Annotated in this window: 8 protein-coding genes; 6 read left to right on the top strand and 2 right to left on the bottom strand. The window is 47.0% G+C overall.

Going from position 1 to position 5,624, the window contains the following annotated elements; all coding sequences use genetic code 11:
• Positions 1 to 194: 194 nt before the first annotated feature.
• The 6 genes from yqeK (at position 195) to C7B77_RS22585 (ending at position 4,659) form a co-directional block, all read left to right on the top strand.
• The gene (gene yqeK, locus C7B77_RS22610; RefSeq protein ID WP_106310206.1) at positions 195 to 776 is read left to right on the top strand and encodes a bis(5'-nucleosyl)-tetraphosphatase (symmetrical) YqeK; all 582 of its coding nucleotides are present in this window, start codon (positions 195 to 197) and stop codon (positions 774 to 776) included.
• Between the two features lie 87 nt (positions 777 to 863).
• Positions 864 to 1,262 (top strand): ribosome silencing factor, encoded by a 399-nt coding sequence (gene rsfS / locus C7B77_RS22605; protein WP_106310215.1) that lies wholly within the window; start codon positions 864 to 866, stop codon positions 1,260 to 1,262.
• Positions 1,263 to 1,275: 13 nt separating this feature from the next.
• Positions 1,276 to 1,779: a CGLD27 family protein gene (locus tag C7B77_RS22600; protein ID WP_106310212.1), complete on the top strand. Its 504-nt coding sequence runs from the start codon at positions 1,276 to 1,278 to the stop codon at positions 1,777 to 1,779.
• A 255-nt stretch (positions 1,780 to 2,034) separates the two neighbouring features.
• Complete coding sequence (locus tag C7B77_RS22595) at positions 2,035 to 2,982, top strand: asparaginase (protein ID WP_106310204.1); 948 nt, start codon at positions 2,035 to 2,037, stop codon at positions 2,980 to 2,982.
• 68 nt (positions 2,983 to 3,050) lie between these two features.
• Complete coding sequence (gene serS / locus C7B77_RS22590) at positions 3,051 to 4,334, top strand: serine--tRNA ligase (protein WP_106310201.1); 1,284 nt, start codon at positions 3,051 to 3,053, stop codon at positions 4,332 to 4,334.
• Between the two features lie 97 nt (positions 4,335 to 4,431).
• The gene (locus tag C7B77_RS22585; RefSeq protein WP_106310198.1) at positions 4,432 to 4,659 is read left to right on the top strand and encodes a hypothetical protein; all 228 of its coding nucleotides are present in this window, start codon (positions 4,432 to 4,434) and stop codon (positions 4,657 to 4,659) included.
• Positions 4,660 to 4,757: 98 nt separating this feature from the next.
• Here C7B77_RS22585 and gmk read toward each other — a convergent pair whose 3' ends face one another.
• Together gmk and C7B77_RS22575 are read right to left on the bottom strand one after the other, a co-directional pair.
• Complete coding sequence (gene gmk, locus C7B77_RS22580; RefSeq protein ID WP_106310195.1) at positions 4,758 to 5,309, bottom strand: guanylate kinase; 552 nt, start codon at positions 5,307 to 5,309, stop codon at positions 4,758 to 4,760.
• A 72-nt stretch (positions 5,310 to 5,381) separates the two neighbouring features.
• Positions 5,382 to 5,624 (bottom strand): 2Fe-2S iron-sulfur cluster-binding protein (locus tag C7B77_RS22575; RefSeq protein ID WP_342761369.1); only part of this gene is annotated, 243 nt, incomplete at its 5' end.

Raw genomic sequence — 5,624 nt, 5'->3', positions numbered from 1 at the left:
GCGACGGTCTTTTTGACCCAGGCTCCATCGATCTACCACCTTCTCTAACATACAAGGCGGACTTTGCATCACTAGCAGCGACTTCAGTCTCCAAGCAACTGCGCCGCTAGTCCTATTAAAATTATTAAATCGATCGCGCTACAGAGACAATGCCGCTAAAATAGAATTGATACCCCTATCGCCAAATATCCAACGTGCGCGCAAAGATTCTAGCCTGGTTGAATGAAAACGTCCCTCCCAAACGAATCCAGCATATACTAGGAGTGGAACGGATGGCGATCGAGCTTGCCGAGCATTACCAGCTAGATTCGGACATCGCCGCCCAAGCAGGGTTGATGCACGATTTGGCCAAATATTTCAAACCCCAACGTTTACTAGAACTCGCACGAGCCGAAGGACTACCGATCGATGAAGTGGATATAGCCGCCCCACACTTATTACATGCCGATGTCAGCGCAATTGTCGCGCGGGACGAGTTTGGCATCACCAATCCCGAAATTCTTCAAGCGATCGCCGATCATACCTTGGGAAGGCCAGGAATGGGTGCAATGAGTTGTATCGTGTTCTTAGCCGATACGCTCGAAGCCGGACGCGGCGATACGCCAGAATTAGAATCTCTACGTCAACTCAGTTATCAAGATTTACATCGAGCTGTCTGGCATACCTGTGATTATTCACTTCAATATTTGCTATCTACCCGTTGTCTCATCCATCCCCGCACCATTCGTACCCGCAATTGGGCAATGACGATGAGTTACCAGCCAGTTCCGACTTGATGAATCGATCGACTAGAGAGGTTATTCAAGTAAAAATCGAGTTTCTACTTGAATACCAATATCCACTATTCACTAATTACTTTTTTAATGACTGAAACCGCAACTTTGACAGATACAAATCAAACTACCGAATACACGATCGAACAACTCGCATTCCTCGCGGCTGAAGCCGCAGACGATCGCAAAGCTGGCGATATGGTACTAATCGATATTTCTCAAGTATCGACCCTTGCTGATTACTTATTGATCGTATCTGGTTTTTCTAAGGTACAACTGCGGGCGATTTCTGGTTCGATTATCGATAAAATCGAAGAACAGTTACAGCGGCTGCCATTGCGCACCGAAGGGCAAGATCGTGGTGGTTGGATCTTGCTAGACTATGGCGATCTCATCGTCCATATCATGATGCCAGAACAACGAGAATTTTATAATCTCGAAGCTTTTTGGGGTCACGGTCAGATCGTACCATTACCACAAGCCTCTTAGACTAATGCGATCGATGAGTAATTCTTCTTCTTTTTGTCCGGTTCCTAAAGAGCAACAACCAATTAATGAATATCAAGAACTACAAAGTTCTTGGTTTTTTGGTTGGGTAAAATTAGAGCCAGGTAAGTATATTACGAAATTACTTTGGGTGGGGATTTGGAGCCTAATTATTACGGCTCCTTTAGCTGCTGCCAGTTTCCCGATCGCCAAATACCCGATTCAATTTGGGATTTGCGCGATCGTCGGTAGCTCGATCTTTGTGATACTAGCTACCGTCAGATTGTATCTGGGTTGGATTTATGTAAAAAATCGCTTGTATGGAGAATCGATTTTTTATGAAGAATCAGGTTGGTATGACGGCCAAACATGGCTGAAAACGCCAGAAATTCTCACTCGCGATCGCCTATTAGTCAGCTATGAAATTCAACCAATTATCGCGAGAATTAAAACTACTTTTCTCACTCTAATCGGTGCAACCATCGCGGTTATTAGTTCTTGGCTCTTATTTATTAATTAACAACCACCGTAAGGCCATCAAAGCTAGGTGCGGTCGAGATTAAATTAGTCTCTCAAATTGATAATTACCAATTAAGCTGTCGAAAATTTCGATCGCACACTAGATTTTTTTAAAGCGAGGAGCGGAGCGCGGCAAGCAGCTGGGAGGAAACCTCCCAGATTGTGCGAGACAAGACAGCGGGGAGAAGACAAGTATGTTAACAGATTAACAGCTTGCCAATTATCAATTATCAATTATCAATTATCAATTAATTTAATGGCTCAACGTACTAAAGCTCCGGCACTAACTGTCAGCTTATTAAGAGAAGGAATTATCGAATCCGTTCACCAGGTGCAAGCCGTCGTTTGCGATAGTCGCGGGCGCGTTTTATCTGTTGCTGGAGATGCCGAACATCCGACATTCATTCGATCGGCTCTCAAACCTTTTCAAGCGATCGCCGTCACGAGTAATGGAATCTTAGAACGTTATCAGCTAACCGATCGAGATTTGGCCGTAATGTGCAGCTCTCATGCTGCGGAAATTATTCATACTCGTCAAGTTTTTAATATTCTCTGGCGAGCTGATATCGATACGACTGCTCTGAAGTGTCCGACTCCATCGGACAAAACCAGTCCCCTAGAGCACAATTGTTCTGGCAAACATGCAGGGATGTTGGCAGTTTGTCGCGCGCTCAATTGGCCGCTAAATAACTATCTAGAGCGCAACCATCCCCTCCAAAAACTGATTTTGAGCAAATTTGCCGAAATCCTCAAAATGCCGCCAGATGAGTTTATTGGCGTCCATGACGACTGTGGCGCGCCTGTGTATCTGATGCCGATCTCGCAGATGGCAACGCTCTATGCTTATCTGGCTTCTGGTGAAAGTTTGGATTTAGAACGAATCGTCCGCGCGATGACTCACCACCCCGAACTGATTGCTGGGACGGGGCGATTTGATACCCAACTGATGCAACTCACTCAAGGCGAGCTGGTAAGTAAAGCAGGTGCGGAAGGGATTCAATGTATCGGCAAAGTTGGCGAAGGTATGGGTTTGACAATTAAGTCTAATGATGGTTCCAGACGGGCTAAATACGCCGTCGCGATTCAGCTCCTCCATCAGATGGGTTGGATTACCCCTGCGGTTTCCGAAATTCTCACCGAACAATTCTTATCGATCGGGACTCATACTCGCTTGGAAGTAACTGGTGAATTAGCAATGGTTTGATGCGATCTCAATGAGGGGATCTAAGCTATTATTTAGCGAAGTATGTATATGTAGGTAGAGTAAAAGCGGTGCTGGACATTAGACAGATTCGAGAAAATCCAGAATTAGTACAGAAAAAGCTAGATCTCCGAGGAGCGGGTGTCTATGACATCCAACCCATTCTCGCCCTGGATGGAAGACAGCGCGAGCTAGAATCTACTCGCAGTCAACTGCAAGCCCGCAGCAACGAAATCGGTAAGCTCGTGGGCGAGAAAATGAGAGCCAAAATCGATCCAAACTCGCCCGAAATTCAAGCTCTCAAAGAGGAAGGCAATACTGTCAAAGCGCAGTTAGCCGAGCTGGAGCCAGCCGAGCGCGAACTCAAAGCCCAGATTAACACCCTGATTTTACAACTACCCAACCTGCCCAGCGACACTACCCCGATCGGCAAAAGCGAAGATGAGAACGTCGAACTCCGCAAATGGGGCGACGAATATCTACCTACCAATCCCGAAATCGTGCCCCACTGGGAAATTGGCGAGAAATTAGGGATCTTAAATTTCGAGAGTAGTGCCAAACTCGCACAAAGTCGCTTTGTTACCCTCGTCGGCGCGGGTGCAGCTCTCGAACGCGCCTTAATTAGCTTCATGCTCGATCGACAAATTGCGGCTGGATATACAGAAGTCAGCCCCCCAATCCTCGTCAATAGCGCGTCGATGACGGCAACCGGACAATTACCCAAATTTGCCGAAGACGGTTTCAAATGTGCCGATGATGATTTGTGGTTGATTCCTACCGCTGAGGTACCAGTTACCAATCTCTACCGCGAACAGATCCTCAATAGCGAACAGCTCCCGATCCACCACTGCGCTTACACTCCCTGTTTCCGACGTGAAGCTGGTAGTGCGGGACGCGATACGCGCGGATTAATCCGACTCCACCAGTTTAACAAAATCGAGCTAGTCAAATTCGTCCATCCCGACGCCTCAGAGCAAGAACACGAATCTCTCCTGCACGACGCCGAAGCCATCCTTCAAGCTCTCAAACTACCATACCGAGTCTTAGCACTCTGTACCGGAGATATCGGCTTTAGCGCGGCAAAATGCTATGACATCGAAGTCTGGTTGCCATCGGCTGGTAAATATCGCGAAATTTCCAGTTGTTCTAATTTCCTAGATTTCCAAGCCCGTCGCGGCGACATCCGCTTCAAAGAAACAGGCAAAAAAGGCACTCAATTTATCCATACCCTCAATGGCTCCGGTTTAGCCATCGGTAGGACGATGGCAGCCATTCTCGAAAATTATCAACAACCCGACGGTTCGATCGCAATCCCTGAGGTCTTGCAATCCTATCTCGGCAGAACAGTATTGTAAAAAAATATCAATTTCAGCCCACTTCCAGGTAAGTGTCTGGATCGTTCTTAAAAAAAGGGGGTAATATAAAGAAAAGATTAAGATTTTGAGAGAAGACATGAACCAAACTACGACAGTCAGTCCTTCTGTGTTGCGCTTAATCTGGAAATCAGTATTAGAATTTAATTATCAAATACTACTTTCCTTACCCGATCGAGATTTGTCTGAAGCGATCGCCCAAAAAGTCAAAGAGCGCATGGTACTCGCTCCCGACGAAGCCCAAAGACTAGATGACTACGTAACCTCCAAACTCTTACTCATCAGAGATCTCGCAATCGTCAATTAATCTAAATTCAGGATAAGCAGATTGCGATCGGGTGTCGAGGCGTTGCTGAATTTAGGTACGATCTGCTCTATATTTCAGGAGCAGATCGTACCTCCTAACTAATCACTAGCAACCAACCTATCCAGTTCTTCTAAAGCAGTTTGGAAGTCGTCATTGACGATTTGATAGTCAAATTCAGCTCGTGCCGCAATTTCTACTTTTGCCTGCTCCAAACGACGGAGAATCGCCTCTGGAGCATCGGTACCGCGATCGCGAATCCGCATTTCCAGTGTCTGAAGATCCGGTGGCAAGATAAAAATTCGCAAAGCATTCGGAAAAATCTTCGCCACTTGTCTGGCTCCAGCCAGTTCGATTTCCAGGATCGCAGAGCGACCCAGATCGAGTTGGGCTTGCAAGGGTGCGCTCGGCGTACCGTAATAATTACCTGCAAACTCCGCCCATTCTAACAGCGCGCCAGCCTCGATCTCTGCCTCAAATCGATCGCGACTATAAAAATAGTAATGAACGCCCTCTACCTCCCCTTCACGGGGCGATCTGGTGGTTGCAGAGACCGAGAGATAGAGTTCGGGATGCATTGCTAATAAGGCTTTGAGTAGCGTCCCTTTACCGACACCACTAGGCCCAGTCAAAACTATTAATCTACCCGTCATATCTAGCTGACAATCGCAGTGGAACTAATCCGCATTGTACTCTCGATCGAGGACTTCCGCGCGATCGAGGAACTAACTTGGCACCACATAGCGATGGACGATCGACAATTCATCGCTGGGTACGGTGGCAATACAAGCCCGAATGGGATTATCTTGCCCTTCAATTGCCACTCTACAGACAAAACAAGCACCTTTCAGGCACCCAGTGGGAATCGCTACACCAGCACGCTCGGCAACATTAAGTAAAGGTTCCCCTGGTTGAGCGGTGGTAGTCAGTCGCTCGGGCATAAATAGAACGGTTACGGACATAGGGGG

This window comes from Chamaesiphon polymorphus CCALA 037 (genome assembly GCF_003003845.1).
In the GTDB taxonomy this organism is placed as follows: domain Bacteria; phylum Cyanobacteriota; class Cyanobacteriia; order Cyanobacteriales; family Chamaesiphonaceae; genus Chamaesiphon; species Chamaesiphon polymorphus.
The sequence above is the reverse complement of the archived record's forward strand: the minus strand, read 5'-3'. Positions and strand labels throughout refer to the sequence as shown.

What these genes read in the sequence shown, in the direction of transcription:
- C7B77_RS22595 (WP_106310204.1), top strand. Translation starts at nt 2,035, where the DNA reads ATGGCTCAACGTACTAAAGCTCCGGCACTAACTGTCAGCTTATTAAGA.
- gmk (WP_106310195.1), bottom strand. Translation starts at nt 5,309, where the DNA reads ATGACGGGTAGATTAATAGTTTTGACTGGGCCTAGTGGTGTCGGTAAA.
- C7B77_RS22600 (WP_106310212.1), top strand. Translation starts at nt 1,276, where the DNA reads ATGAGTAATTCTTCTTCTTTTTGTCCGGTTCCTAAAGAGCAACAACCA.
- C7B77_RS22585 (WP_106310198.1), top strand. Translation starts at nt 4,432, where the DNA reads ATGAACCAAACTACGACAGTCAGTCCTTCTGTGTTGCGCTTAATCTGG.
- rsfS (WP_106310215.1), top strand. Translation starts at nt 864, where the DNA reads ATGACTGAAACCGCAACTTTGACAGATACAAATCAAACTACCGAATAC.